Below are 24,378 nucleotides of genomic sequence, written 5' to 3'. Positions count from 1 at the left end.
CGCAGTCGACGAGCGAAGGCGCTTCGCAAGAGAACCCGGTGCGCCCCCGGTCCGCGATGGGCCCGACCAATGTCGGGCTCGATTGCGGCTGGGGGACACTTCATTTCGCCGAAACGTATGAAAGCGCCGAAGCGCTCGCCGAGGCAATGCGCTCGGAAGGGCCCGGACGGCGCGATATCGCCTTCTACGTCGAAGAGCCGCACGTCATGCTGTCGGCGGCGCCGCTCGAACTTTTTCTCGATCCGAGCCACACCTTTCGGCTCGATCTTTCGGCCTATGAGCCGGCCGACAAGCCGCCGCAGGGTTATATCGTGCGCCGCCTGACGAGCGAGGAGGACGCGGAGGCGGTCAACCGCATCTATTCCTCGCGCGGTATGGTGGTGGTGCGGCCGGATTTCTTCTGGCGTCGGCGTGACAGCCGAGCCTTCACCTATCTCGTCGCCGAGGACGAGGCGACGGGCGCCATCATCGGGACCGTGACCGGGATCGATCACGCGCGGGCCTTCGACGATCCTCAGAAGGGGACGTCGCTCTGGTGCCTCGCGGTCGATCCGCAAACCCGCCATTCCGGGGTCGGTGAGGCGCTGGTGCGCCGCCTGGCGGACGTCTTCAAGGCGCGCGGGTGCGCAACGCTCGACCTTTCGGTGCTGCACGACAACGACCTTGCGATCCAGCTTTATGAAAAGCTCGGTTTCGAGCGGCTCGCGGCCTACACGCTGAAGCGGAAGAATCCGATCAACGAGCGTCTCTTCGCCGGGCCCGCGCCCGAGGTGGACCTCAACCCCTATGCGCGCATCATCGTGGAAGAAGCACGGCGGCGGGGGATCGACGTCGAGATCATCGACGGCGCGAACGGTTATTTCCGGCTGACCTATGGCGGGCGTTCGCTGCGTTGCCGCGAATCGCTCTCGGAGATGACGAGCGCGGTCGCGATGTCGATCTGCGACGATAAGGCCGTGACGCGCGGGATCGTGGAGCGCGCCGGGATCGAGGTGCCGGACGAGATCGAGGCGACCACCGCCGACGAGGCGCGCGGCTTCCTGGAGCAGCACGAGCGGATCGTTTTGAAGCCGGCGCGGGGCGAACAGGGGCGCGGAATTTCGGTCGGACTGACCGCCGAGGACGATATCGAGGCCGCCTTTGCCCGCGCAAGGGAGGTGTGCGAGCGTGTTCTCGTGGAGGAATTCGTCGAGGGCGATGACCTGAGGCTCGTTGTGATCGATCATCGGGTCGTCGCCGCGGCCGTCCGCAAGGCGGCGCGTGTGTTCGGAGATGGTACATCGACCGTGAAGGCGTTGATCGAAAAGCAGAGCCGCCGCCGGGCGGCAGCGACAGGCGGGGAGGCGTCGATCCCGATGGACGCCGAGACCGAGCGCTGCCTTCGGCTGCAAGGATTCGAGATGGACAGCGTTCCCGATGACGGGCGCGAGGTGCAGGTGCGCCGCACGGCGAACCTTCACACCGGCGGGACGATCCACGACGTGACGGATCACGTGCATCCGGCGCTGGTGGATGCGGCGGTGCGGATCTCCCGGGCGATCGACATTCCGGTCGTCGGCGTCGATCTGATGGTGCCGTCGCATCGCGAGGCGGACTATCGCTTCATCGAGGCGAACGAGCGGCCGGGCCTTGCCAATCACGAGCCGCAGCCGACGGCCGAGCGCTTCATCGACCTCCTGTTCCCGCTTTCGGTGCCCCATGCGGCACGGCAGGCGCGACAGGGCTCGTCCGAAATGGGGGCAACGTGTCCCGCCTGACCATCGACACCGTCTATCTAAAGGACACGTTGGCCGAGCTTTTGTCGATCGCGTCGCCGACCGGGTACACGGACACGATCGTCCGCACGGCGGTCGGCGAGCTGCGGCGGCTCGGCGTCGAGATGGAGATCACCCGGCGCGGTGCGATCCGGGCGCGTCTGCCGGGCGCGAGCCCCAAAGGCGCGCGGGCGATGATCGCTCACCTCGACACGATCGGGGCGCAGGTCAAGCAGCTGAAGTCGAACGGGCGCCTGGAGCTCGTGCCGGTGGGGCATTGGTCCTCCCGTTTCGCGGAGGGCGCGCGGGCGACCGTCTTCACCGACAATGGCGCCTATCGGGGGACGATCCTGCCGCTGAAGGCCTCGGGCCATACCTTCAACGACGAGATCGACACCCAGCCCGTCGCCTGGACCAATGTCGAAATGCGGGTCGACGCGATCCTCAAGGACGAGCATGATCTGCGCCGTCTCGGCTTCGGGATCGGCGATCTCGTCGCGATCGATCCGCAGCCGGAGTTCATGGACAACGACTACATCGTCTCCCGCCATCTCGACGACAAAGCGGGGGTCGCGATCCTGTTTGCGACGATCGACGCGATTTTGCGGGAAAAGGTCGAGCTGCCGGTCGATCTCTTCTTTCTGTTCTCGATCGCCGAGGAGGTCGGGATCGGCGGCGCGTCGGTGCTGACCGACGATATCGCCTCCATGGTGACGATCGACAACGGGACGACGGCGCCCGGCCAGGCGAGCGCGGAGTTCGGCGTCACCGTCGGCATGGCCGACCAATCCGGGCCGTTCGACTGGCATTTGACGCAAAAACTGGTGCGTTTGTGCGAAGAGAACGAAATACGCTATCAGAAGGACGTGTTCCGCTATTACCGTTCCGACAGCGCGGCAGCGTTGCAGGCCGGCCATGACGTACGCACAGCTCTGGTGACGTTCGGCGTGGATAGCTCGCACGGCTATGAACGCGTACATCTGCACGCGTTGCGGTCGATCGCGGAACTCTTGACGGCTTATGCGGTAAGCCCGGTGGAGATCCAACGCGATCGGGATGCGATGGGGCCGATTGCCGGCTTCACCACCCAGCCGATGGAGGACGCGGACGTGTTCCCGCGTCCCGGCAAGCCGCAGGTTTGAAAGACGCAGGCTGAAGGCGATGGATATCATCAGGACGACGGACGCGCTCGAAGCCTTGTGCACGCGTCTCTCCTCGGCGCCGTTCGTGACGGTCGACACCGAGTTTATGCGCGAGACGACGTTTTGGCCGAAATTGTGCCTCGTCCAGATCGCATCGATGGACGAGGCGGCGATCATCGATCCGCTCGCCGAGGAGCTGTCGCTCGAACCGCTGTTCGATCTCATGACGAACGAGGCGGTGATGAAGGTGTTTCACGCCGCGCGTCAGGACATTGAAATCTTCCATCATCTGAGCGGCAAGGTGCCGTCGCCGATCTTCGACACGCAAGTCGCGGCGATGGTGTGCGGCTTCGGTGACAGCGTCGCCTATGATCAGATCGTCCAGCGGGTGACGGGAAGCATCGTCGACAAGTCGTCCCGCTTCACCAACTGGGCCGAGCGGCCCCTGACGGACGCGCAGCTCACTTACGCGCTCGCGGACGTGACGCACCTTCGCGCCGTCTACACCCATCTTCGCGACACCCTCGCCGAGAAGGGGCGGACGGACTGGGTGTCGGAGGAGATGGCGCTGGTCGCCTCGGCCGAGACCTATGACATCAAGCCGGAGGACGCCTGGAAACGCCTCAAGGCGCGCGCGCGGCAGCCGGTGGAACTCGCGGTTCTGATGGAGATCGCGGCCCTGCGCGAGCGGGAGGCGCGCGAGCGCGACGTGCCGCGCAACCGTGTGATGAAGGACGATGTGATCTACGAGATCGCGCTCCAGCGTCCGAAATCGCCGGAGGCGCTCGCGAAATTGCGGGCCGTCGGCAAGGGGTTCGAGCGCTCGCGGCTCGGCCAGGCGAGCCTTGCGATCGTCAACGAGGTGACGTCACGGCCGGCGAGCGAGCTGCCGGCGCTGCCCAAGCGCAAGCCGAATATCGAGGGCGCGAGCTCGGCGGTCGAGCTGATGAAGGTGCTTTTGAAGCTGTGCGCCGAGGCGAACGGCGTCGCGCCGAAGGTGGTCGCGACGGTCGATGAGCTGGAGGCGATCGTCGCGGGGCATGACGCACCGGCGCTCGCGGGCTGGCGGCGGTCGGTCTTCGGCGAGGCGGCGCTCAAGCTGCGGGCGGGCGAGATCGCGATCGCGTTCGACGGGCGCGGGTTGAAGACGATCGATTGCGATCGTCCGGTGAACCCGGTTCCGGCGACCGGTGGGCGCTCCCGGCGGCGCCGCAAGCGCAATGGCGGTGACGAGGCGATGTCCGCCGAGACGGCGCCGCACGAGGATGCGGCGCAGGATTCGCTCTGAGCCACGGCTCGCGCGGATCGTGACGGGCAAATGCGCCGCGGCGGCCGCTCCGGCCCCACCGCGGCGGCCCTTCCAGCTTAGTCGCGCGGTTTTTTTGGCTTCGTGGCGCGGCTCTTTCTAGCCGATCCCGCCGTGGATCGGGGGCTGGAACGAATAGCCGAGATCCCACGGGAAATAGATCCAAGTGTCCTGGCTGACCTCGGTGACGAACGTGTCGACGAGGGGGCGGCCTTTGGGCTTGGCGTAGACCGTCGCGAAGTGGGCGCCGGGCAGCTTGTCGCGGACGAGACGGGCGGTTTTACCGGTGTCGACGAGGTCGTCGACGATGAGGGTCTTGGCCGGGTCGCCCGATGCGATCTTGGGATCGACGTCCTTCACGACGTTCAGCGCTTCGAGCTGCTTGAAATCACCGTAGGAGACGATGGAGATCGTATCGATCACGCGAACGCCGAGTTCGCGCGCGACGATCGCCGCCGGGACGAGGCCGCCGCGCGTGATGCACACGATCGCCTCGAACGGACCGGCCCCGTTGAGCCGCCATGCGAGGGCGCGGCAGTCACGGTGAAACTGGTCCCACGAGACGGGGAAGGCTTTTTCGGGAAGTCGAAGTCGTTGTTCGGCCATGGCGTCCGGGGTTGTTGAAGAGCGTTGCGCCATCATCCCTTCCGATCGTGTGAAACGGAAGGCGTTGATGGCGCAAATGGCGCTTTTCGAGAGATTCCTGGCCTGAGCCGGCCGCGCTCGCGGTCAGATCGGTCGATCTTGGCCGTGTGCGGCGAAGGCGTCGGGCTTCACGTCGCCTTTGGCGGCGGCCGATGCGTCGGGCATGCGTGTGTTGACCGAAGCGGGGGACAGGGCACGATCCTCGGGAGTGAGGGCATCGTCATTGCCGCTCGTCGCCGCGTTGTGGACGTTATCGGCGAGGTTGGTGAGCGTTTCACCGACGAGGCGACCCGTCACGCGCATGAGTTCCATGCCCTGGCGGCAGGTTTCCGGCCGGCGGTCGCAGAAGGAGCGCGCATCGTCGATCGCAGCGCCGACCACCTGACCGAATTGGGTGTTCCCCGCGAAAACCGGGCTCAGCAGGACCACCACGATCGCGAGCGCGATAAGCTTGAACAGAGTTGACATGAGGCTTGTGTCCGATCGTTGTTCGAACCGAAGATAGCAGGAGCGGGTAACGGGCAGGTTGGCGCGTCCGATCGGATTGTGCAGGCCCGAGTGAGGTCACGTTTAACACCCTTTTCACAGGTTTTTGGCAACCTGGGTCAAGGAGGTACCTCACTGTGCGTCTGACCGAACATATTGATCGATTGCCTATCGAGGATTGGGCGGCCGTGGTCAGCCAGACCGGGCGGCGCATTCGCCGGCGTGTGATGCGCCGGAAGGGAGCGACGGCGGCTTCGGTCGCCGGGATCGCGATCGTCGCGGTCGTCGCGAGCAACGCCTTGTGGCAGCAGGACGAGCGACATCCGGCCCCGCTATGGGGAGCGGGTGAGAGCGCCCAGTCCTTCGCCGCGCACAATGGCGCCGACAACGACCCGATCCGTGAGATCACCCTCGACGCCGGGCAGACCGATGCGGATATCTCGTTGATCGAGGATGTCCAGGCCGGCCTTGCCGAAGCCGGTTATTATTCCGGTGAGGTGACCGGCATTCTCGACGAGCCGACGGCCGAGGCCATTCGCCAGTTCGAGCGGGATCGCGGCCTTCCTGAGACGGGGCAGCCTAACGTTGCGATCGTGGCGGCGGTGAGCGTCGATGCGCCGCGTCCGGTTGTCGCGGAGCCGGCCCCCGTGACACGGCGGCCCGCCGCGCAGATGGACATTTTCGAGGTCCAGGCACTGCTCAACGAGCGCGGATTCGGCCCGGTGTCCGTGGATGGTAAAATGGGACCGCAAACAAGGTCGGCGCTCGAGCGCTTTTCCGCGGCGCGCGGCCTTCGTTCGCAGGGGATGACGCCGGAAGTGCTGCGGGCGCTTGCGGGCGAGGGCGCTTGAGCCCAATTCCCCTTGCGTGAGTGATCTGAGATTTGACGATAGAGACGAGTGGGCGCCCGCACCCCGGCTGAAGGCCGCCGTCTGGGTGAGCGCCTACGTGCGTCGATGTTCCGCCGCGGGCGCGTTCGCCGCGATCTCGCGCAAGGGTGACGAGAGCGCGGGCGCGGTCTTCGTCGAGTGTCTGCACGGGAACGGGGCGGACCTTTATGGCCCCCATACGTTCGACGACGGGCGGCGGGGCTTTGAGAAATTGCTCAGCGGCGCGCCGTATATGGACGTCACGGAACGGATCGAGCGGGAAGCCTCGTTCGACCGCGATCTCTGGCTGGTGACGGTCGAGGACCGTGACGGGCGCGCGTTCTTCACGGCGGACGAATATGAGTGAGCCGTTCTGGCGCACGAAGGCGCTGGAGGAGATGAACCCGAGCGAATGGGAAGCGCTGTGCGACGGGTGCGGGCGCTGCTGTCTCAATAAGCTCGAGGATTATGATACGGGCGAGATCGCGTGGACGAACGTCGCCTGCACCTTGCTCGATCACGGGACGTGCCGGTGCCGCAACTATGAGCGGCGGACGGAGGTGGTTCCCGATTGTGTTCCCCTGACCCCCGAAACGGTGCGCGCGCTGACATGGCTGCCGGCGACGTGCGGCTATCGCCTGGTGCGGGAGGGGCGCGACCTTTTCTGGTGGCATCCGTTGAAATCGGGCGATCCGGCGACCGTGCACGAGGCCGGCATCTCGGTCCGCGGGCGCGTGGTGTCCGAGGACGACGTGGGTGTCGAGGCGTACGAGGAACATATCGTCGGTTGGCCCGACGAAGAATGAAAACTATAGGTTGACACCCTCCCGCTGCTAGGCTATAGGTTGGGCACTGTCGCGAAGAAGGGCCGAGCGACGGGGCCCACCGGGAAATGGGTTCAGTCGCAACGTTCGATATTCGGCAATGACTCTTCCGTCGGGACCGGAAGGGTGAGCGGCCATCGCTGCATAGCGGGTTGGTCGGGGTACTGAGGTTGGTCGAGGTGGCTTGAAGGCGGCGTGTGCCGCTGCGTATCGAGGCACTCGATGTTTTGTTTCTCACAATCTGCGCCGCCTTCGGGCGGCGTTTTTTTTTAGCCTGATGCGCCGGGGTGAGCGCGTCGGGCTTTTTTCGTGTCCGCGGGTTGTCGGACGGTCCAAATCCGGGAGGGGGAGGGCGAGATGGTCGAGATCGCATTGAACGGGCTCGAGAGCCGTGAGGGGTTGGTTCAGCGTCTGTTTGCAGCGTTCGCCGTGCAGGTGCGTGACGTGGAGACGCGGATCGCGCGGCAAGGGGCGGAGATTGTCGAAGACACCAAGTTGCTGAGCGGGCTTGCGAAAACCTTGGAGACGCTGATTTCGCTCGATCGCAAGCTGACGGGCGAGGCGGCTGGGGAAACGCTCGATCCGGGTCATGTGCGCGCCGTACTCGCCGAGAGGCTGGCGCGGATGAACCCTGCGAACAAGGCCGGCGCCGCCAAACGGGGGCGGACGGCGAACAAGGGGACCAAGGGCGCGAAGGCCGAAGCGTGAGCGAGATAGCGCCGCGTAGAGCCTCGGTCTATCAGATGCGCCGCTCGTTGCTGGCGTGCGTGAAGCGGGGGCAGGCGAGTGAGTTTCTGGCGAGCCTGACGCCGGCGATGACCGAAGCGCTCCTCGCGGATTGGCCGGTCTGGGCGCGGCGCGAGCAGCTTCCGCCGGACGGCGACTGGACGACGTGGCTCATTCTCGGCGGACGCGGCGCGGGTAAGACGCGGGCCGGCGCGGAATGGGTGCGCGGGATGGCGTTGGGGATCGCCCCGTTCGCAGCGTCGCCGTGAGAGCGCATCGCGCTGGTCGGCGAGACGTTCGCCGACGCGCGCGAGGTGATGGTGGAAGGGGTGTCGGGCATCCTCGCCATCTCCTCGCGCCAGGACCGGCCGGAATGGCAGCCCTCTCGCAAGCGCCTCGCCTGGCCGAACGGGGCATCGGCACAGCTCTTTTCCGCGGCCGATCCCGAAGCGCTGCGCGGGCCGCAATTCGGCGCGGCGTGGAGCGATGAGCTCGCGAAATGGCCGGAGCCGGACGCGACCTGGGACATGCTCCAGTTCGCGCTTCGGCTCGGTGAGAACCCGCGTCAGGTCGTGACCACGACGCCGCGGCCGGTGCCGCTTTTGCGCCGGCTGATGGAGGATCGCCGCACGGCGCTGACCCGAATGGCGACGGCGCAGAATGCGGTCAATCTGGCGCCGGGCTTTTTGGAGACCATCGTCGACCGATATCGGGGCACGCGGCTCGGGCGCCAGGAGCTTGACGGCGAGCTGATCGAGGATCGTGACGATGCGCTTTGGTCGCGCAGCGCTCTCGATGAGGGCCGGGTCCGCGAGGCGCCGCAGATGCAGCGGATCGTCGTGGCGGTGGATCCGCCGGCGACGAGCGGCTCGCGATCGGCAGCGTGCGGCATCGTCGCGGCCGGGCTCGGCGCGGATGGGCGGGCCTACGTGCTCGCCGATCAGACCGTGATGCGGGCTGCGCCGAAGGTTTGGGCGGAGCGCGCGGTGGGCCTCTACCACGCCCTCGGGGCCGACCGGCTCGTCGCCGAGGTGAACCAGGGGGGCGAGATGGTCGAGACGATCGTGCGGGAGGCCGATGCGTCGGTTCCCGTCGTCCCGGTCCGGGCGAGCCGGGGAAAGTGGGTGCGGGCCGAGCCCGTGGCGCTCCTTTATGCGCAAGGACGCGTCAGCCACGTCGGCGTGATGGCCGAGCTCGAGGATCAGATGTGCAATTTCGTTCCTGCGGGGACGGCGGAGGGTGTGTCGCCGGACCGGATCGACGCGCTCGTCTGGGCGCTCACGGTTCTGATGCTGGAAGGCGGCGCGGCGCCGCCGCGGGTGCGCAAATTCGGATGATGTCGGGGGGCTTCGGCCCCCTTTTTAATTGACGGGCGCGGCCCGCAAAAGGGGGTGCGATGGGCATCTTTGGCAAGCGCGAGGAAAAAGCCTCGCGTGTCGGCCGGCTGATGAGCGTCGAGCAGCTCGGGCGGCCGGTTTGGACGCCGCGGGATTATGCGTCGCTCGCGCGGGAAGGGTTTGCGACGAACCCTGTCGTGTTCCGGTCGGTTCGGATGATCGCGGAGGCGGCGGCTTCGGCGCCATGGCTGCTTTATGACGGGGACCGGGAGGTGGAGACGCATCCGCTTCTCACCCTGTTGCGCCGACCGAACCCGGCTCAGTCGGGCGTTGCGCTGATGGAGACGGTGTACGGGCACCTGATGGTGGCCGGGAACGCCTATCTGGAGGCTGTCGCGCTCGACGGCGTGCCGCGCGAAGTCTTCGCGCTGAGGCCGGACCGGATGAAGGTTGTGCCGGGGCCGGACGGGTGGCCGCAGGCGTTCGAGTATCAGACCGGCTCGCGGGTGGTGCGTTTTCGCCAAGACGGCGAGGTCACGCCGATCCTCCATCTCGGCCTCTTTCATCCGCTGAACGATCATTATGGCTTCGCGCCGATCGAGGCGGCGCAGACGAGCCTCGACATTCACAATGCGTCGGGCGCCTGGGCGAAGGCGCTTCTCGACAATGGGGCGCGGCCGTCCGGGGCGCTCGTCTATACCGGCGAGGGCCATCTGTCCGACGAGCAGTTCGACCGGCTGAAGAGCGAGTTGGAGGACGGCTATACCGGCGCGCGCAATGCCGGGCGGCCACTCCTCCTCGAAGGCGGGCTTGAGTGGAAGACGATGGCGATGAGCCCGCGCGACATGGATTTCATCGAGGCGAAGAATCTCGCGGCGCGTGAGATCGCCCTCGCTTTCGGTGTGCCGCCGATGCTGCTCGGTATTCCGGGTGACAACACCTACGCCAACTATCGGGAGGCGAACCGGGCGTTTTGGCGTCAGACGGTGTTGCCGCTCGTCAACCGGACGGCGCAGGCGATCGGCAACTGGCTCGCCCCGACTTGGGGCGAGGGGCTGCGCCTGTCGTTCGATGCCGACCAGATCGAGGCGTTGTCGGTGGAGCGGGAGGCGCTCTGGGACCGGGTGGCGGGGGCCGACTTCCTCACCCGAGAGGAGAAGCGGCTCGCGGTCGGATACGGCGTCGATGACGTGGACGCCGAGGGGGACGCGTGATGGATCTCGTGACCCAGTCGATCGTGGAGCGTGGGGATCTCGCGCACCTCGCGCTTTTTGCATGGGCGACGGCCTCGTCGGGGCTTCTCGCCTGGACGATGCGGGAGCTGGCGCGTTCGAACCGGCGGTTCTGCGATTTCGTCTCCGCGATCGCCAAGCTCAATTCGATTTTCGGACGGTCCTGATGGTTGAGATGATGCGGCGCATGGCTGAGCCGGTCGTGCGGTTCACATCGGTGCGCAAGGTCGAGCACGAGCGGGTGTTCGATGTGTTCGCCGACAATCTGGCACGCACGATCGTCGAGCGGCGGGCGCATGAGAAGCCGCGCATCGTGTCGTTGCGGCCGAGGACGCTCCAATGACGGCGGGCCTCATGTCTTCTGTCAGGGCCGGCCTCGCGGCGCCGGAGCGCAAATATGTGCAGGCGCTCGCGAGCGTCGACGCGGACGGGCGGTTCTGCGGATACGCCTCCCTCTTCAACCGAATGGATCTTGCCGGCGACATCGTGATGCCGGGGGCGTTCTCCCGGACGTTAAGGGCGCGCGGCGCGGCGGCGGTCGGGATGCTTCTGGAGCACGATCCGAAGGCGTCGATCGGGGCTTGGCTTCGCCTCGAAGAGGACCGGGTCGGGCTTTGGGTCGAGGGGCGGATCGGCCGGGAGGGGGCCGGGCCGCGCGCGGCGCGACTGATGCGCTCGGGCCGGCTCGACGGATTGTCGATCGGCTTTCGCACGGTCGCCGCGGAAGAGGACCGGTCGGCGCGGGTTCGCCGGCTTTACGAGATCGATCTTTGGGAGGTGTCGGTGGTGTCGTCCCCGATGCTGCCCGAGGCAAGGGCGCGAGCGGCCGGGGCCGGGCGCGTCACGGGGAGCGAGTCTCCCGGCACTGCCGTCGACGTTGGCGTGATCGCGCGGATGCGTCGGACGACGGCCCTTCTTCGTCAAACGAGGTGATGTGATGGACAACGAGATGGGTGCACCCGAAACGAAGGCCGATCTCGGCCGGGCGTTCACGGATTTCATGGGCGCGTTCGAGGTCTTTCGTGAGACCAACGATCAGCGTCTCGCCGAGCTCGAGGCCAAGTCGAGCACGGACGTTCTGACGGACGACAAGCTCGCCCGTGTCGAGGCGGCACTCGATGCCAACCAGCGGCGGATGGACGAACTCGTTCTGAAGTCGAGCCGTCCGTCGCTCGGCGGCGAGATGCCCGTTCGGCCGAGCGAGCAGAAGTCGGCCTTCGACGGCTATATGCGGGCCGGTGACACCTCCCGCCTCGAGGCGAAGGCGTTGACGGCGACCGCCGACACCAGCGGTTACAACGTGCCGGTCGAGGTCGAGGGCGAGGTGCTGCGGCGTCTGGCGCTCGTCTCGCCGATCCGTTCGATCGCGACCGTGCGGCAGGTGTCGGGCATTTCCTTCCGCAAGCCGGTGATCGCAGGCGGTCCGGCGGTGGGCGGCTGGGTGAGCGAGACCGCGGCCCGTCCGACGACGGACGCGGATTTTGCGACGCTCGACTTCCACACGATGGAGCTCTACGCGATGCCGGCCGCGACGGCGGCCCTTCTCGACGACACCGCCGTCAACATGGACGAGTGGCTCGCCGACGAGATTGAGACGGTGTTTGCCGAGCAGGAGACGAAGGCGTTCGTCGCCGGATCCGGCAGCGGTCAGCCGACGGGTATCACGAGCTACACGACGGTCGCCGATTCGAGCTGGGAGTGGGGCAAGATCGGGCGGATCAATACCGGCGTCGATGGCGGCTTTCCGGTCGCCAATCCGGGCGATGTTCTGATCGATCTCGTTTATGCGCTGAAGTCGGGCTATCGGCAGAATGCGCATTTCGTGATGAACCGGCGCACGCAGGCCGCCGTCCGCAAGCTGAAGGACGGGGACGGTAACTATCTGTGGGCGCCGCCGTCGACGGCGGGCATGCGCGCCTCACTCCTCAACTTCCCCGTGGTCGAAGCCGAGGACATGCCGGACATTTCCGGCAATGCCGGCGGGATCGACAACAACGCGATCGCCTTCGGCGATTTCCGGCGGGGCTATCTGATCGTCGACCGGCAGGGCATTCGCATTCTGCGCGATCCCTATTCGTCGAAGCCTTACGTGCTCTTCTACACGACCAAGCGCGTGGGCGGCGGCGTTCAGGACTTCGAGGCGATCAAGCTTCTGCAGTTCGACGTCTGATCCGCGCTTCGGCGAGGGGATGGGGCCGGTGGAGACACCGGCCCTTTTTGTTTGGCCGGGTGGCGGCCGTCTTTCAGACAATCGGGTGAGATGATGGTGGCGATCCTGGTGTTACCGCCGGCGGCGGAACCTGTGACGCGCGAGGAGGCGAAGGCGCACGCGCGCATCGACGGGACGGCGGAGGATCAGCGCGTCGATGCGCTGATCACGGCCGCACGGATGGATATCGAGAACCGCACCGGGCGGGCGATGGTCACGCAGGGTTGGCGCATCGTGCGCGATGGCGTGCCGAAAGGGGGCGTGATCCGCCTGTCCCCCGCGCCGATCCAGTCGGTCGACATGGTGACGGCCTATGACGAGGCGGGCGTGCCTTCGGTGGTGCCGACCACCGATTATGAGGTCGATCTCGTGTCGTCGCCGGGCCGGTTGCGGCTCGAGACCGGGCGCTTTTGGGGCGCGCGGGCGATGAACGGCATCGAGATCGATGTGACGGTCGGCTACGGCGATCCGGACGCGGTGCCGGCGCCGCTCAAGCAGGCGGTGATGATGCTCGTCGCCTATTGGTACGAGCAGCGCGAGGCGGCGCGGGTCGGGGCCGTGTCGAGCGGGGTCGCGAACGGTGTGAGCGCGCTGATGGCGCCTTATCGCATGGCGCGTCTCGCATGATGCCGGCGATCGGCGACTTGCGCCGGCGGATCGCGATCGAGACCGCGAGCGACACGCCGGACGGGGCGGGCGGCATGGTCCGCGCGTGGATATCGCACGGGAGCGTCTTCGGGGCGATCGAGCCACGGCGGCGGGGTGAGCGGGTCGACAATGGGCGACTGGCGGGCCTCGTGACGCATCGGGTGACGATGCGTTGGCGCGGCGATGTCGTCGGCGGGGCGCGGCTCGTGGCGGACGGCACCGCATATCGCGTGCTCGCCGTCGAGGATCATGATCCGCAGCGGCGCTTTCTCGACTGCCTCTGCGAGGAGGAACAGGGATGAGCGATGCACGGCATGCTCTCCTCGGCGCGATCTATGCGGCGATCACCGAGGATATCGGGCTCGATGCGATCCTCGCCGGCGACAAGGTGTTCGACGCGGTGCCGCGCGGCGTGGACTATCCGTTCGTCGTCTTCGGGACGATGACGAGCCGGGCGCTCGATGCCGACGACGCGGCGACGATGGAGCATCGGTTCGATGTCTTCGTTCATTCGCGAGCCGGCGGCCGGAGCGAGGTTTCCGACATTGCCGAACGGGTGCGGGCGCTCCTTGAGGGGCCGTTGGCGCCGGTTGGCCATCGGCTCGTGTCGATGGGCCATCGCACGACGGAGGTGAGCGCGAGCCGGGACGGCCTCGCCTACCGGGCGCGGCTCGGCTTTCGCGCGCTTACCGAGGCGATTTGATCAGTCACAGCGAAGGAGGGCGCGATGGGCGCGCAGATGGGCAAAGACCTTCTGTTGAAGGTCGACGAGACGGGCGCCGGGTCGTTCATGACCGTGGCGGGGCTGCGCTCCAAGCGGATCTCGTTCGGAGCGGACACGATCGACGTGACCGACCAGGCCTCGGCCGGCCAATGGCGCGAGCTGCTCGACGGGGCCGGCGTCAAGCGGGCTAACCTTGCGGGGTCGGGGATCTTCAAGGATGCCGGATCGGACGCCATAGTGCGGGCGATCTTCTTCGCCGGTTCGGTTCGGAATTGGCAGGTGGTTGTGCCGGATTTTGGGGCCATCGAAGGGCCGTTCCAGGTCACGGCGCTCGAATATGGCGGCAACCATGACGGTGAAGTCGTCTACGAGATCGCGATGGAATCGGCCGGTGCGATCTCCTTCGCGGCGCTCTGAGGTGACGTGATGGCAAACCGGTATCGCGGCGAAGTGAGCGCCGTTCTCGACGGACGGACCTGGACCTTGTGTTTGACGTTGGGCGCACTCGCCGAGCTGGAGCGGGCCTTTCAGGTCGACGACATGACCGCGCTGGTGGAGCGCTTCGCCGATGGCAGGCTATCGGCGCGCGATGCGACGAAGATCATCGGCGCGGGGCTTCGCGGCGGAGGCAACACGGTTGCCGACGACGAGGTGGCGCGTATGTCGGCCGATGGCGGGGCGACGGGGTTCGCGACCGTCGTCGCGTCGCTGCTGACGGCGACGTTCGGGGGCGAGACTGCCGGCACGTCCGGCACCGTCGGTGAGGGAGGGCGCGACCCTTCTTGATGTCGGCCGCGCCGCAACAGGCGCGGCCGTTTCCGTGGCGCGATCTGATGGCGCTTTTCCTGGGCGAGCGGCGGATGGCGCCGCGCGATTTCTGGGCCCTTTCCCTTCCTGAGATCTTGGCTGTGTTGGGTGTTGCGAACGGTGCGTCGGGATCGACGCGGCGGAGCGACCTCGCGCGCCTGATGGAGGCGTTTCCCGATGGCGGTTGACGATGAAGCCCTCGCCGAGAGCGAGCTGGTGGCCGACGAGATCGCCGACACGTTGACGGTGTCGGCCTACACCTTCTCCCGCGTCCTGCGGACGGGGATGCGCAACGCGGTGATCGAGGGACAGAGCCTCGACAATGTGCTGCGCCGCGCGGCGCTCTCGATTTCTTCGGCCTCGCTGACGACGGGGCTACGGCCGCTCACCAACCTGTTGGGGAGTGGGGCCAATGCGATTTCTTCCGGGTTGGCGCGAGCCTTTGTCGGCGCCGGAGCCGCCGCGACGAAGGCGGTGCCCTTCGCGGAAGGTGGGGTGATCGGATCCCCGACGGCCTTCGCGATGGGGGGCGGACGCGTCGGTCTGATGGGCGAGGCCGGCCGTGAGGCGGTGCTTCCGCTCGCACGGGGAAGTGACGGGCGACTGGGCGTCGCGCTCGAAGGGGGCGGGGCCGGACCGTCGGTCAATGTGACGATCAACACGCCCGATATCGAGAGTTTCAGACGGTCCGAGGCGCAAGTGAGCGCGATGCTCGCGCGCGCCGTTTCGCGTGGCCGCAGGGGGATGTGATCGATGGATGGGTTCCACGACGTGCGCTTTCCGCTCGCCGTCTCCTTCGGGGCGACGGGCGGACCGGAGCGACGGACCGAGATCGTGACGCTCGGCTCGAACCGCGAAGAGCGCAACCAACGCTGGCATGTGAGCCGGCGGCGTTTCGAGGCCGGAACGGGCATTCGCAACAAAGGCGACCTTTATACCGTCATCGATTTTTTCGAGGAGCGGCGCGGTCGTCTTTACGGATTCCGCTATCGCGATCCGCTCGACAACAAGAGTTGCGCGCCGGGGGATTCGCCCGCCGCCGACGACCAGCTTCTCGGGGTCGGTGACGGCGTGAAAACGTCATTCGCGCTGATCAAGCGCTATGGCGAAGCGTTTCTGCCCTATGACCGGCTGATCCTGTTGCCGGTGCCGGGAAGCGTGTTCGTTGAGGTCGCGGGCGTTTCGCGGGTCGAGGGCGCGGACTTCACCGTGACGGACGGGGTGTTGACGTTCTTTGCCCACGCCGTGCCCGGCGAGGGCGAAGGGGTGACGGCCGGCTTTCTCTTCGACGTTCCGGCGCGCTTCGACACCGATCGGTTGGAGATCAACCTGTCGCGCTTCGAGGCGGGGTCGATCCCTTCGGTGCCGGTCGTGGAGATCGTGCCATGAGGTCGCTGACGGAGGCGTTCGAGGCGCACATCGGTGCGGGGGTGACGACGCTCTGCCGGTGTTGGCGGCTCGAGCGGGACGATGGCGTCGTGATGGGGTTCACCGACCATGACCGGGCCGTGACGATCGATGCTCTGGTCTATTCGGCGGCGAACGGGATTGCAGCGTCGGGCGATGTTGCGATGGCGGGCTTCGGCGTCGGCGGGCTCGAGATTTCGGGGGCGCTGACCTCGGCGGGTCTCGATGCGGGGGATCTCCAGGACGGGCGGTTCGATTTCGCGACGGTCGAGTTGTGGCTCGTCAACTGGGCGAACACCAACGAGCGGGTGCTTCTGCGGAAGGGCTATCTCGGCGAGGTGACGCGCGAGGACGGCGCGTTCCGGGCCGAGGTTCGTGGGCCGATGCAGGCGCTGGAGCGGGTGCGCGGCCGCGTCTTCACCGTGAGTTGTGATGCCGATCTCGGCGATGTCCGCTGCGGGGTGGATCTGCCTTCTCTGTCGCGGGAGGCGACGGTCGTCGCTGTCGATGGCGCTCGGCTTCGGGTGTCGGGGCTCGACGGCGCTGCGACGGGTTATTTTTCGAGCGGTGTCGTCGCCGTGACGAGCGGGGAGGATGACGGACGGCGCGAGCTTCTCGTTCAGCACGCCGCTGAAGGCGAGGAGGCTGTGCTGACATTGCGCTCGGGCCTCGTGGGGCTTGCGGTCGGGGACACGGTGCGGGTCTTCCCAGGATGCGACAAGCGGTTCGAGACGTGCGCCATGAAGTTCGCGAATGCGATGAATTTCCAAGGCTTCCCGCACTTGCCCGGCAACGACCGCGCCTTCTCCTTCGCGCGGCCCGACCAATGAGGCGCGCGGCGATCGTGACCGCGGCGCGGGGCTGGGTCGAGACGCCGTATCATCATCAGGCGTCGCGGCGCGGGGTGGGGTGCGACTGTCTGGGGCTCGTTCGCGGTGTCTGGCGCGAACTCGTCGGCGATGAGCCGGAGTTCGTGCCGGCCTATTCGCCCGACTGGGCGGAGGCGAAGGGCGAGGAGACGCTACTCGACGCGGCGGGGCGGCACTTCGTTCCGATTCCGGTGGTGCGCGAGGGGGCGCTTCTGGTGTTCCGCTGGAAGGCGGGGACGCCGGCCAAGCACGTCGGCATCGCTGTCGGGGATGCCGCATTCGTTCACGCTTACGATTCGGTGGGGCGGGTCGTTGAAGGGCGGCTTGCGCCGGTGTGGCGCTGCCGGCTTGCGGCGGTCTTCGATTTTCCGGGGGTGACGGACTGATGGCGACGCTTGTTTTGCAGGCGGCGGGGCAGGCCGTCGGCGGTCTGCTCGGGCCGGTGGGAGCCGTGGTCGGACGGGCCGCGGGCGCCCTTGCGGGTCATGTGATCGATCAGCGGGTGTTCGGCGACAGTTATACGCGCTCGGTCGGACGGATCGACGATTTGACGGTCCAGACCGGATCGGAGAGCAATCCGATTCCGCGCGTCTATGGCCGTATGCGGCTTGCCGGCACCGTGATCTGGGCGACCGATTACGAAGAGAATGTCGACACGATATCGGGCGGGAAGGGCGGCGGGCCGACGGTCCGCGAGTACTCCTATACCGCGAATTTCGCCGTCGGGATCTGTGAGGGACCGATTGCGCGGATCGGCCGGATCTGGGCCGATGGTGAGCCGCTCGACCTCACGGGTATCACGTGGCGCGTCTATCTCGGCGCCGACGATCAAGAGGCCGATCCGCTGATCGAGGCGATCGAGGGGACGGCGCCGGCCTATCGGCACACGGCCTATGTCGTGTTCGAGAAGTTGCCGATCGGGCCTTACGGGAACCGCCTGCCGCAGCTCACCTTCGAAGTCGTGCGGCCGATCGGTGAGCTCGAGAAGCGGGTGCGGGCGGTAACCTTGATCCCCGGCGCGACCGAGTTCGGGTACCATCCCGAGCGGGTCGACCGGGCGGTCGGACCGGGCGAGGCGGTCGCGGACAACCGCCATCTCGGGACGGCGGCGTCCGATTTCGAGGCCTCGATCGACGAGCTCATGGCGCTTTGTCCGAACCTTGAGCAGGTGGCCTTGGTGGTCGCCTGGTTCGGGAACGATTTGCGGGCCGATCTGTGCTCGATCCGGCCATGCGTGGAGAGAAGGGAGCGCGAGACGTCGGTCGATTGGTCCGTCGCCGGGGAGGATCGGGAAAGCGCCGTCCTTGTGAGCACCGATGCCGAGGGACGTCCGTCTTATGGGGGGACACCGTCGGATGCGGCGGTCTTCGAGGCGGTCCGGTCGCTGAAGGCGCGGGGGCTGAAGGTCGTCTTCTATCCGTTCCTGTTGATGGATGTGCCGGCGGGAAATGGCCTGCCCGATCCCTATGGCGGGGCCGAGCAGGCTCCGTTTCCATGGCGTGGACGGATCTCGGTCTCGCCGGCGCCGGGCCGCGAAGGCTCGCCCGACACGACGGCAGCCGCGGATAGTGCGGTCGCGGCTTTCGTCGGCAGCGCGGCGGCCGGCGACTTTTCCGCCGATGGTGCGACGATCTCCTATTCGGGCGATGCGGAATGGTCGCTGCGGCGGATGGTGCTTCATTATGCGCATCTGACGGCCGCGGCCGGCGGGGTCGATGCGTTCTTGATCGCCTCGGAAATGCGCGGGTTGAGCTGGGTCCGCGGGGCGAGCGGCTATCCGTTCGTCGACGCGCTCGCCGCGCTCGCCGACGATGTGCGCGCGGTGGTCGGCGGCGGGACGAAGATCTCCTATGCGGCCGACTGGTCGGAATATTTCGGGCACCAGACGCCCGAGGGGGACCTTCGCTTCCACCTCGATCCGGTCTGGGCGAGTCCCAATGTCGATTTTATCGGGATCGACAATTACTGGCCGCTTTCGGATTGGCGCGACGGGACGCACCTCGACGAGGCGGTCGCCGATATCGTCCACGATCACGACTATCTGGCGGGAAACGTGGCCGGCGGTGAGGGGTTCGATTGGTTCTATGCCAGCGAGGCCGATCGGGTGGCGCAGGTCCGCACGCCGATCACCGACGGCGCTTACGGCAAGCCCTGGGTCTATCGCTATAAGGACATCGCGAGCTGGTGGGGCAATCTCCATTATGATCGCGTCGCCGGCGTCGAGGTTGAGACGCCGACGCCCTGGGCGCCGGGGATGAAGCCCATCTGGTTCACCGAAGTCGGCTGTCCGGCGGTGGACCGGGGGGCGAACCAGCCGAACGTCTTTTACGATCCGAAGAGTTCGGAATCGACGCTTCCTTATTTTTCCAGCGGCCGGCGCGACGATGCGATGCAGCGGGCCTATCTGGAGGCGATGATCGAGGCGTTCGATCCGGCGTTCTCCAGCGACATCGATCGGTTCAATCCGCAATCGGGCGTCTATGGCGGGCGGATGATCGACCCCGGCACCATCCATGTCTGGACGTGGGATTCCCGGCCGTGGCCGGCCTTTCCGCATCGTTTCGACGTGTGGTCGGACGGGGCGAACTGGGAGCGCGGTCACTGGCTCACGGGACGGCTCGGCGGGGTGCCGGTCGACGATCTCTTGCGGGTTCTGTTTCGCGATTGGGGGCTCGACAAGCCGCAGATCGACCGGATCCCGGTCGTGCTCGACGGATATATGGTGGCGGTGGCGTCGACGCTTCGGGCCGTGTTGGACCCGTTGGTGGCCGCGACGTCCGTGGTGGGGGCCGACACCGGGACGGGGATTCGCTTCCTGGGGCTTTCGCGCAAGAGCGCTGCGACCTATGGGCGAGACGATCTCGTCGAGATCGACGCCCGCTCGGCGTTCGTGAGCGAAACGCGCGACGAGGCGTCGGCTCTGCCGGTCGAGATGCGGATCAAATATTTCGACAGCGGACGGGCCTATCAGATCGCGAGCGCCCGCTTTCGTCCGCAAGAGGGATCGGCGCGGCAGCTCGAAGAAATCGCGCTGTCGGGCAGTCTCAATGACGGGCTCGCGAGCGAGTTGGCAGAAATAGCGCTGTCGGTGCGGTGGGCGGGGCGGACCACGGTGCGCTTTGCGCTGCCGCTCAGTGAAATCGCGGTGATGCCGGGCGATATCGTGACGCTCGAATATGGCGATCGGGCGCGCGAGTTGATCGTCGAGGAAATCACCGATCTCGGCCACCGGGAGGTGACGGCGCGGACACTCGATCGCAATGCGCTGGTCCCGACGCCGGTCATCGGGACGCCCACGCCGCCGCAGGCGCCACCGAGTTTCACGGCGCCGATCGCGATCGGCGTCAATCTGCCGATCGTCGATGAAGAGGTTGCGTCGCATTTGCCTTGGATTGCCGTCTATGCGCGGCCGTTTCCGGGGGAAATGGGAGTGTGGCGCGCAGCGCCGGGGGGCGGGTTTCAGCTCGTGCGGACGATCGACCGGCCGAGCGCGATGGGTGAGCTCGTCTCATCCGTCGGGGCTGGGCCGACGAGCCGGTGGCATTATGGCGGCCGGATCGATGTGCGGCTCTACAATGCGGCGATCTCCTCGCGGCCGGCGATCGATGTTCTGAGCGGTGCGAATTCGATCGCGGTTCTGTCGGTGAATGGAACGTGGGAGGTGATCCAGTTCCAGACGGCCGATCTGATCGGTGAGCGAACCTATCGGCTGTCGACCCTCCTCAGGGGCCAGCTCGGGACGGATGACGCGACCGGAACGGGTCTCGTCGTCGGGGCGCCGGTGGTGCTTCTCAATGGGTCGCTCTTTTCGCTCCCGACGCCCGCCGAGGAGGTCGGACTGGCCCGCACATACCGTGTCGGGCCGCTCGCCGAAGGGCTTGGCGGACGCAATGTTACGACCTTCGCGTTCACGCCGAGCGGGCGAGGACTGTTGCCCTATTCGCCGGTGCATGCGGCCGCGCTGCGCAATCCGGGCAATGGGGCTCTGACACTGTCTTGGATCCGCCGGTCGCGGATCGGAGGCGATACGTGGCCGGACGGGACGGATATCCCGCTCGGCGAGAGTTCGGAGCTTTATCGACTCGACATTCTCGACGGCGGCGTCGCGGTACGCACCGTCGAGGTGACGAGCCCGACATACACCTATTCGCTGGCCAATCAGACGGCTGACTTTGGCGCGGCGCCGGATCCGATCACGTTCCGTGTCGCGCAGATCGCGCCTGGCTTCGGGCCAGGTGTTCCCTACGAGGTGACTGTTGATGTCAAGCAGCCTTAATCTCGAGCTTCCTTACGTCGAGGCGGCGCAAGCGCAGAAGCATGTGACGGTCAACGACGCGTTACGACGGATCGACGCGATCGTTCAGTTGAGCGTCGCCGATCGCTCACGGACCTCGCCGCCTGGTGCGCCGTCGGAGGGGGACCGTCACATCGTGGCGCCCGGCGCGAGCGGAGCCTGGTCCGGCGAGGCGCGGAGCGTCGCCGCTTATGCGGACGGGGCTTGGGTTTTCTTTGAGCCGAAGCCGGGCTGGATCGCCTTCGTCGAGGCGGAGGAGGCGATCGTCTATTATGACGGGTCCGCATGGGAGATTCTCGCGGCGGCGGACGATTTCGAAGTGGCGTCGAAGCTCGGCATCAACGGAGCGGCGGACGCGACGAACCGGCTCGTCGTCAATGCGGAGGCTTCGCTCTTCGCGCCGGACAACACCCAGCCGGTTCCTACCGGCGACGTGCGCGTCAAAGTCACCAAGACGGCGGCGGGCGACGTCGCCTCGCACCTCTTTCAGACGAATTTCTCCGGCCGTGCCGAATTCGGACTGATCGGCTCGGACGACTTTTCCCTGAAGGTGTCGCCGAATGGTTCGAGCTTCACCGAGGCCTTCAAGGTGAACCGAAACACCGCGGTGGTGAACTTTACGAAAATTCCAGCGATCGGCGGAAATCAGGCGTTCGGTTTTTCTCTGCGAAGCCGCACGGCGATCGCCTCGACCAACATTCCGGCCGACGTGCAACAGCTCGAAGTGCGGGGTTTTGCGGGCGAGAATGACGGCGGCGCCGGCCGCTATCAGCGCGTCGGCTCGTTTCCGTCCGATGGGCTCGGCGTGACGGATGCCGCCGGGGGGCATTGGGCGCTCCTCGGCAATGTCGTCAATGTGCGTCAGACCGGCGCCGTCGGCGATGGGACGACGGATGACACGGCCGCGATCAATGCGGCGCTCGCATCGGGGCGGACCGTCGAGTTCGATCGCGGTGTGTTCTACGTGACGGATGCATTGCGCACCGGCACGTCGCACCAGCGCATGTATGGTGACGGGCGCGGGCGGACGACCATCAAGGTGACGCCGACCTTCAATATGTCGGCGCTCGGCGTTTTCCAGTTCGATCATTCGTTCGTGTTTTTGGAGGATTTGGAGGTCGACTTCGACCAATCACCAGCGTCCTCGCGGGCAACGCTGGTCCAATATCCGCCGGCCGTCTACATGGTGAACCGGACGCGCTGCCGTCTGTCGCGCTTGCGCTTCATCGAGGCGTATGACGGGGTGCTTGCATCCGGCAACACCGGCGGCGCGTTGTTCGAGGACGTCGAAAGCGGATCCTTCAACGAAGGCTTTCACATCGACGGGGCGCTCGACTCGGTCGAGCTGCGCAATTGCCGCGTTTGGCCCTACAACTTCGCCGGCAATCCGACACTCGACGCGATCTATGAGGACGGTCAGACGATCGCCTTCCGCATCGGCCGGTGTGACGACTTCAAGATGTCGAACTGCACGCCGTTTCAAAGCCGGATCCTTCTGGAGGAATCGGCGAGCGGACACCGACCGTTCGGCACCATCAACGGATTGGCGCTCGACGGTTCTTATTCCCGCATCGAGATGTCTGCCGGCGATATGGCGATCACGAGCCTTTATGCGACGACCTCGGTCGGCAATGACCGGTTCATCAACCAGACCGGCGGAACGCTCGTCATCTCCGATTTCTCCTTCCGTGTCGGTGAATACTCGAACGTGCCGATGGTGCAGGTGAGCGGTATCGGGACGAAGTGCCAGATCCAGAACGGCACATGCGAGTTCGGGGGCAGTGTCGGGGCCGACGGCTTTCGCGTGAGCGACGGTCAGATGTCGGTCTCGTCGGTGCGCTTCAGCCTCAATCCGACCGTGGCGCGCACCGGATCCTGCATCCGGCAGGTGGGTGGCGAGCTCCTCGCCATCGGGAACAGCGTGAACGGGATCACGACGGGCTCGGGCAGTTTCATCCGGGTTCAGACGAACGGCAACCATGTGATCATGGGCAACGATTCGAATGGCTGGGCGTATGATTTCCCGGTTTCGAAATCGGCGGGAATCTATGGGCCCAATCATAATGGTTCGGCCACCGTGATCGACAGCACGCTGACCTTGGGACCGAGCGACGGCTCCAACGAAGGCGGCGAGCTTCGCCTTGCTGGTGCGGGTAGTAACGGGGTGGTGGCGCTCGACAATTGGGCGGGCAATGCGCGCTTCCTGCAATTTGCCGCGGGCAAGACGCTCCAGGTGATCACGCCCGAAGGGGCGACGCAGATCGGGGGCGACAAAGTCGATAGTGCCGGTCTCAGGATCTGGCGGGGGGCGGGGAGCGATCACCAGTCGATCGGTGTGGGCGCCCTCGCGCTCGAGGCGGTGACGGGCGGGATCTCCAACACGGCGGTCGGTCGCCGGGCACTGACGGCGCTGACCGGGGGCGACGAAAACACCGCCCTCGGGACGAATTCCGGCTCGTCGATGACCAATGTGAATGGCAACACGGTGGTCGGCTACAATGCCGGCACGGGCGTCACGGGCGGCGGCAACACCGCGATCGGGCGCAACGCACTGAATGGCTCGAGCGGGATCTCGAATTGCGCCGCGCTCGGCGACGGGGCGACCGTGACGGGATCGAACCAGGTCCAGCTTGGGAACTCGAGCACGACCACTTACGTCTACGGCTCTGTTCAGTCCCGCTCCGATGGACGGGACAAGGCCGACGTGCGCGACACCCTGCTGGGGCTCGACTTCGTCAATCGATTGCGACCGGTCGATTTCCGCTGGGATTATCGTGAGGACTATGAAACCGGCGCCGCTGAGCCGGGAGCGCTCGTGCGCACGCGCTTCCACCACGGCTTCATCGCCCAGGATGTGGCCTCGGTGATCGATGCGCTCGGCGTCGATTTCGGCGGCTATCAAGATCACGCGCTCGCCGGGGGACAGGATGTGAAATCGATCGGCTATTGCGAGTTCTTCGCGCCCGTCGTGAAGGCGATCCAGGAATTGTCGGCCCGTCTCGATGCCATCGAGGCCGCTCCGGGCGGGTGAAGCTCTCTGCGATGATGGACGACATGGCCGCCTTCGGGGCGGTTTTTTTGTGCCTAGAAGAAGGACGC

At 66.4% G+C, this 24,378-nt stretch carries 26 protein-coding genes and 1 pseudogene; 25 read left to right on the top strand and 2 right to left on the bottom strand.

Going from position 1 to position 24,378, the window contains the following annotated elements; translation table 11 throughout:
* Positions 1 to 56: 56 nt before the first annotated feature.
* The 3 genes from ngg to rnd are packed head-to-tail and all read left to right on the top strand — an operon-like array spanning position 57 to position 4,184.
* Positions 57 to 1,757, top strand: a complete 1,701-nt coding sequence (gene ngg, locus L1787_RS13785; protein WP_235710029.1) for an N-acetylglutaminylglutamine synthetase — start codon at positions 57 to 59, stop codon at positions 1,755 to 1,757.
* On the top strand, positions 1,745 to 2,896 hold the full coding sequence (locus L1787_RS13780) for an osmoprotectant NAGGN system M42 family peptidase (RefSeq protein ID WP_235709421.1): 1,152 nt from the start codon (positions 1,745 to 1,747) through the stop codon (positions 2,894 to 2,896). The genes ngg and L1787_RS13780 overlap by 13 nt, the downstream gene beginning before the upstream one ends.
* Positions 2,897 to 2,915: 19 nt before the next feature.
* Positions 2,916 to 4,184, top strand: a complete 1,269-nt coding sequence (rnd, locus tag L1787_RS13775; protein WP_235709420.1) for a ribonuclease D — start codon at positions 2,916 to 2,918, stop codon at positions 4,182 to 4,184.
* Between the two features lie 117 nt (positions 4,185 to 4,301).
* Here rnd and gpt read toward each other — a convergent pair whose 3' ends face one another.
* Positions 4,302 to 4,808 carry a xanthine phosphoribosyltransferase gene (gene gpt, locus L1787_RS13770; protein WP_235709419.1) on the bottom strand — a complete coding sequence of 169 codons (507 nt, stop codon included), beginning with the start codon at positions 4,806 to 4,808 and terminating at the stop codon, positions 4,302 to 4,304.
* 123 nt (positions 4,809 to 4,931) lie between these two features.
* Complete coding sequence (locus tag L1787_RS13765) at positions 4,932 to 5,315, bottom strand: hypothetical protein (RefSeq protein ID WP_235709418.1); 384 nt, start codon at positions 5,313 to 5,315, stop codon at positions 4,932 to 4,934.
* Between the two features lie 155 nt (positions 5,316 to 5,470).
* Between L1787_RS13765 and L1787_RS13760 the strand changes: the two genes are divergently transcribed.
* The 22 genes and pseudogenes from L1787_RS13760 (at position 5,471) to L1787_RS13655 (ending at position 24,310) form a co-directional block, all read left to right on the top strand.
* A complete protein-coding gene (locus L1787_RS13760) occupies positions 5,471 to 6,184 on the top strand; it encodes a peptidoglycan-binding domain-containing protein (RefSeq protein ID WP_235709417.1) in 714 nt (237 codons plus the stop codon).
* Between the two features lie 85 nt (positions 6,185 to 6,269).
* Positions 6,270 to 6,569, top strand: coding sequence for a DUF1491 family protein (locus L1787_RS13755; RefSeq protein ID WP_235709416.1), 300 nt, complete (start codon positions 6,270 to 6,272; stop codon positions 6,567 to 6,569).
* Positions 6,562 to 7,008 carry a YcgN family cysteine cluster protein gene (locus L1787_RS13750; protein ID WP_235709415.1) on the top strand — a complete coding sequence of 149 codons (447 nt, stop codon included), beginning with the start codon at positions 6,562 to 6,564 and terminating at the stop codon, positions 7,006 to 7,008. Before L1787_RS13755 ends, L1787_RS13750 begins: the two co-directional genes overlap by 8 nt.
* A 375-nt stretch (positions 7,009 to 7,383) precedes the next feature.
* On the top strand, positions 7,384 to 7,734 hold the full coding sequence (locus tag L1787_RS13745) for a hypothetical protein (RefSeq protein WP_235709414.1): 351 nt from the start codon (positions 7,384 to 7,386) through the stop codon (positions 7,732 to 7,734).
* A gap of 107 nt (positions 7,735 to 7,841) precedes the next feature.
* A pseudogene (locus L1787_RS13740) lies at positions 7,842 to 9,089 on the top strand (DNA-packaging protein).
* A 59-nt stretch (positions 9,090 to 9,148) separates the two neighbouring features.
* Complete coding sequence (locus tag L1787_RS13735) at positions 9,149 to 10,303, top strand: phage portal protein (protein WP_235709413.1); 1,155 nt, start codon at positions 9,149 to 9,151, stop codon at positions 10,301 to 10,303.
* A complete protein-coding gene (locus L1787_RS13730) occupies positions 10,303 to 10,488 on the top strand; it encodes a hypothetical protein (protein ID WP_235709412.1) in 186 nt (61 codons plus the stop codon). Before L1787_RS13735 ends, L1787_RS13730 begins: the two co-directional genes overlap by 1 nt.
* Entirely contained in the window at positions 10,488 to 10,664 is a 177-nt protein-coding gene (locus L1787_RS13725; RefSeq protein WP_235709411.1) for a hypothetical protein, read from the top strand. Before L1787_RS13730 ends, L1787_RS13725 begins: the two co-directional genes overlap by 1 nt.
* Positions 10,661 to 11,254 carry an HK97 family phage prohead protease gene (locus L1787_RS13720; protein ID WP_235709410.1) on the top strand — a complete coding sequence of 198 codons (594 nt, stop codon included), beginning with the start codon at positions 10,661 to 10,663 and terminating at the stop codon, positions 11,252 to 11,254. The genes L1787_RS13725 and L1787_RS13720 overlap by 4 nt, the downstream gene beginning before the upstream one ends.
* Positions 11,255 to 11,258: 4 nt before the next feature.
* Positions 11,259 to 12,491, top strand: a complete 1,233-nt coding sequence (locus L1787_RS13715) for a phage major capsid protein (RefSeq protein ID WP_235709409.1) — start codon at positions 11,259 to 11,261, stop codon at positions 12,489 to 12,491.
* A gap of 90 nt (positions 12,492 to 12,581) precedes the next feature.
* The gene (locus tag L1787_RS13710) at positions 12,582 to 13,157 is read left to right on the top strand and encodes a head-tail connector protein (RefSeq protein ID WP_369415099.1); all 576 of its coding nucleotides are present in this window, start codon (positions 12,582 to 12,584) and stop codon (positions 13,155 to 13,157) included.
* Positions 13,154 to 13,480: a phage head closure protein gene (locus L1787_RS13705; RefSeq protein WP_235709407.1), complete on the top strand. Its 327-nt coding sequence runs from the start codon at positions 13,154 to 13,156 to the stop codon at positions 13,478 to 13,480. The genes L1787_RS13710 and L1787_RS13705 overlap by 4 nt, the downstream gene beginning before the upstream one ends.
* Positions 13,477 to 13,881, top strand: coding sequence for a DUF3168 domain-containing protein (locus tag L1787_RS13700; protein WP_235709406.1), 405 nt, complete (start codon positions 13,477 to 13,479; stop codon positions 13,879 to 13,881). Before L1787_RS13705 ends, L1787_RS13700 begins: the two co-directional genes overlap by 4 nt.
* A gap of 24 nt (positions 13,882 to 13,905) precedes the next feature.
* Positions 13,906 to 14,319, top strand: coding sequence for a phage major tail protein, TP901-1 family (locus L1787_RS13695; RefSeq protein WP_235709405.1), 414 nt, complete (start codon positions 13,906 to 13,908; stop codon positions 14,317 to 14,319).
* A gap of 9 nt (positions 14,320 to 14,328) precedes the next feature.
* Positions 14,329 to 14,688, top strand: a complete 360-nt coding sequence (locus L1787_RS13690) for a gene transfer agent family protein (RefSeq protein WP_235709404.1) — start codon at positions 14,329 to 14,331, stop codon at positions 14,686 to 14,688.
* Positions 14,688 to 14,897 (top strand): phage tail assembly chaperone, encoded by a 210-nt coding sequence (locus tag L1787_RS13685; RefSeq protein ID WP_235710027.1) that lies wholly within the window; start codon positions 14,688 to 14,690, stop codon positions 14,895 to 14,897. The genes L1787_RS13690 and L1787_RS13685 overlap by 1 nt, the downstream gene beginning before the upstream one ends.
* Positions 14,887 to 15,459: a phage tail tape measure protein gene (locus tag L1787_RS13680; protein ID WP_235709403.1), complete on the top strand. Its 573-nt coding sequence runs from the start codon at positions 14,887 to 14,889 to the stop codon at positions 15,457 to 15,459. The genes L1787_RS13685 and L1787_RS13680 overlap by 11 nt, the downstream gene beginning before the upstream one ends.
* A 3-nt stretch (positions 15,460 to 15,462) precedes the next feature.
* Positions 15,463 to 16,098 carry a DUF2460 domain-containing protein gene (locus L1787_RS13675; RefSeq protein WP_235709402.1) on the top strand — a complete coding sequence of 212 codons (636 nt, stop codon included), beginning with the start codon at positions 15,463 to 15,465 and terminating at the stop codon, positions 16,096 to 16,098.
* On the top strand, positions 16,095 to 16,946 hold the full coding sequence (locus L1787_RS13670) for a phage/gene transfer agent baseplate hub protein (RefSeq protein WP_235709401.1): 852 nt from the start codon (positions 16,095 to 16,097) through the stop codon (positions 16,944 to 16,946). Before L1787_RS13675 ends, L1787_RS13670 begins: the two co-directional genes overlap by 4 nt.
* Complete coding sequence (locus L1787_RS13665; RefSeq protein ID WP_235709400.1) at positions 16,943 to 17,371, top strand: NlpC/P60 family protein; 429 nt, start codon at positions 16,943 to 16,945, stop codon at positions 17,369 to 17,371. Before L1787_RS13670 ends, L1787_RS13665 begins: the two co-directional genes overlap by 4 nt.
* A complete protein-coding gene (locus L1787_RS13660) occupies positions 17,371 to 21,261 on the top strand; it encodes a baseplate multidomain protein megatron (protein WP_235709399.1) in 3,891 nt (1,296 codons plus the stop codon). Before L1787_RS13665 ends, L1787_RS13660 begins: the two co-directional genes overlap by 1 nt.
* Entirely contained in the window at positions 21,245 to 24,310 is a 3,066-nt protein-coding gene (locus L1787_RS13655; protein ID WP_235709398.1) for a DUF2793 domain-containing protein, read from the top strand. Before L1787_RS13660 ends, L1787_RS13655 begins: the two co-directional genes overlap by 17 nt.
* Positions 24,311 to 24,378 lie beyond the last annotated feature (68 nt).

This window comes from Acuticoccus kalidii, from assembly GCF_021556395.1.
GTDB classification, from domain to species: Bacteria; Pseudomonadota; Alphaproteobacteria; order Rhizobiales; family Amorphaceae; genus Acuticoccus; species Acuticoccus kalidii.
The sequence above is the reverse complement of the archived record's forward strand: the minus strand, read 5'-3'. Positions and strand labels throughout refer to the sequence as shown.

Coding starts and splice junctions, on each gene's coding strand:
- ngg (WP_235710029.1), top strand. CDS start 57: ATGGGCCCGACCAATGTCGGGCTCGATTGCGGCTGGGGGACACTTCAT.
- rnd (WP_235709420.1), top strand. CDS start 2,916: ATGGATATCATCAGGACGACGGACGCGCTCGAAGCCTTGTGCACGCGT.
- gpt (WP_235709419.1), bottom strand. CDS start 4,808: ATGGCCGAACAACGACTTCGACTTCCCGAAAAAGCCTTCCCCGTCTCG.
- L1787_RS13765 (WP_235709418.1), bottom strand. CDS start 5,315: ATGTCAACTCTGTTCAAGCTTATCGCGCTCGCGATCGTGGTGGTCCTG.
- L1787_RS13750 (WP_235709415.1), top strand. CDS start 6,562: ATGAGTGAGCCGTTCTGGCGCACGAAGGCGCTGGAGGAGATGAACCCG.
- L1787_RS13745 (WP_235709414.1), top strand. CDS start 7,384: ATGGTCGAGATCGCATTGAACGGGCTCGAGAGCCGTGAGGGGTTGGTT.
- L1787_RS13735 (WP_235709413.1), top strand. CDS start 9,149: ATGGGCATCTTTGGCAAGCGCGAGGAAAAAGCCTCGCGTGTCGGCCGG.
- L1787_RS13730 (WP_235709412.1), top strand. CDS start 10,303: ATGGATCTCGTGACCCAGTCGATCGTGGAGCGTGGGGATCTCGCGCAC.
- L1787_RS13725 (WP_235709411.1), top strand. CDS start 10,488: ATGGTTGAGATGATGCGGCGCATGGCTGAGCCGGTCGTGCGGTTCACA.
- L1787_RS13720 (WP_235709410.1), top strand. CDS start 10,661: ATGACGGCGGGCCTCATGTCTTCTGTCAGGGCCGGCCTCGCGGCGCCG.
- L1787_RS13715 (WP_235709409.1), top strand. CDS start 11,259: ATGGACAACGAGATGGGTGCACCCGAAACGAAGGCCGATCTCGGCCGG.
- L1787_RS13710 (WP_369415099.1), top strand. CDS start 12,582: ATGATGGTGGCGATCCTGGTGTTACCGCCGGCGGCGGAACCTGTGACG.
- L1787_RS13705 (WP_235709407.1), top strand. CDS start 13,154: ATGATGCCGGCGATCGGCGACTTGCGCCGGCGGATCGCGATCGAGACC.
- L1787_RS13700 (WP_235709406.1), top strand. CDS start 13,477: ATGAGCGATGCACGGCATGCTCTCCTCGGCGCGATCTATGCGGCGATC.
- L1787_RS13695 (WP_235709405.1), top strand. CDS start 13,906: ATGGGCGCGCAGATGGGCAAAGACCTTCTGTTGAAGGTCGACGAGACG.
- L1787_RS13690 (WP_235709404.1), top strand. CDS start 14,329: ATGGCAAACCGGTATCGCGGCGAAGTGAGCGCCGTTCTCGACGGACGG.
- L1787_RS13685 (WP_235710027.1), top strand. CDS start 14,688: ATGTCGGCCGCGCCGCAACAGGCGCGGCCGTTTCCGTGGCGCGATCTG.
- L1787_RS13680 (WP_235709403.1), top strand. CDS start 14,887: ATGGCGGTTGACGATGAAGCCCTCGCCGAGAGCGAGCTGGTGGCCGAC.
- L1787_RS13675 (WP_235709402.1), top strand. CDS start 15,463: ATGGATGGGTTCCACGACGTGCGCTTTCCGCTCGCCGTCTCCTTCGGG.
- L1787_RS13670 (WP_235709401.1), top strand. CDS start 16,095: ATGAGGTCGCTGACGGAGGCGTTCGAGGCGCACATCGGTGCGGGGGTG.
- L1787_RS13665 (WP_235709400.1), top strand. CDS start 16,943: ATGAGGCGCGCGGCGATCGTGACCGCGGCGCGGGGCTGGGTCGAGACG.
- L1787_RS13660 (WP_235709399.1), top strand. CDS start 17,371: ATGGCGACGCTTGTTTTGCAGGCGGCGGGGCAGGCCGTCGGCGGTCTG.
- L1787_RS13655 (WP_235709398.1), top strand. CDS start 21,245: ATGTCAAGCAGCCTTAATCTCGAGCTTCCTTACGTCGAGGCGGCGCAA.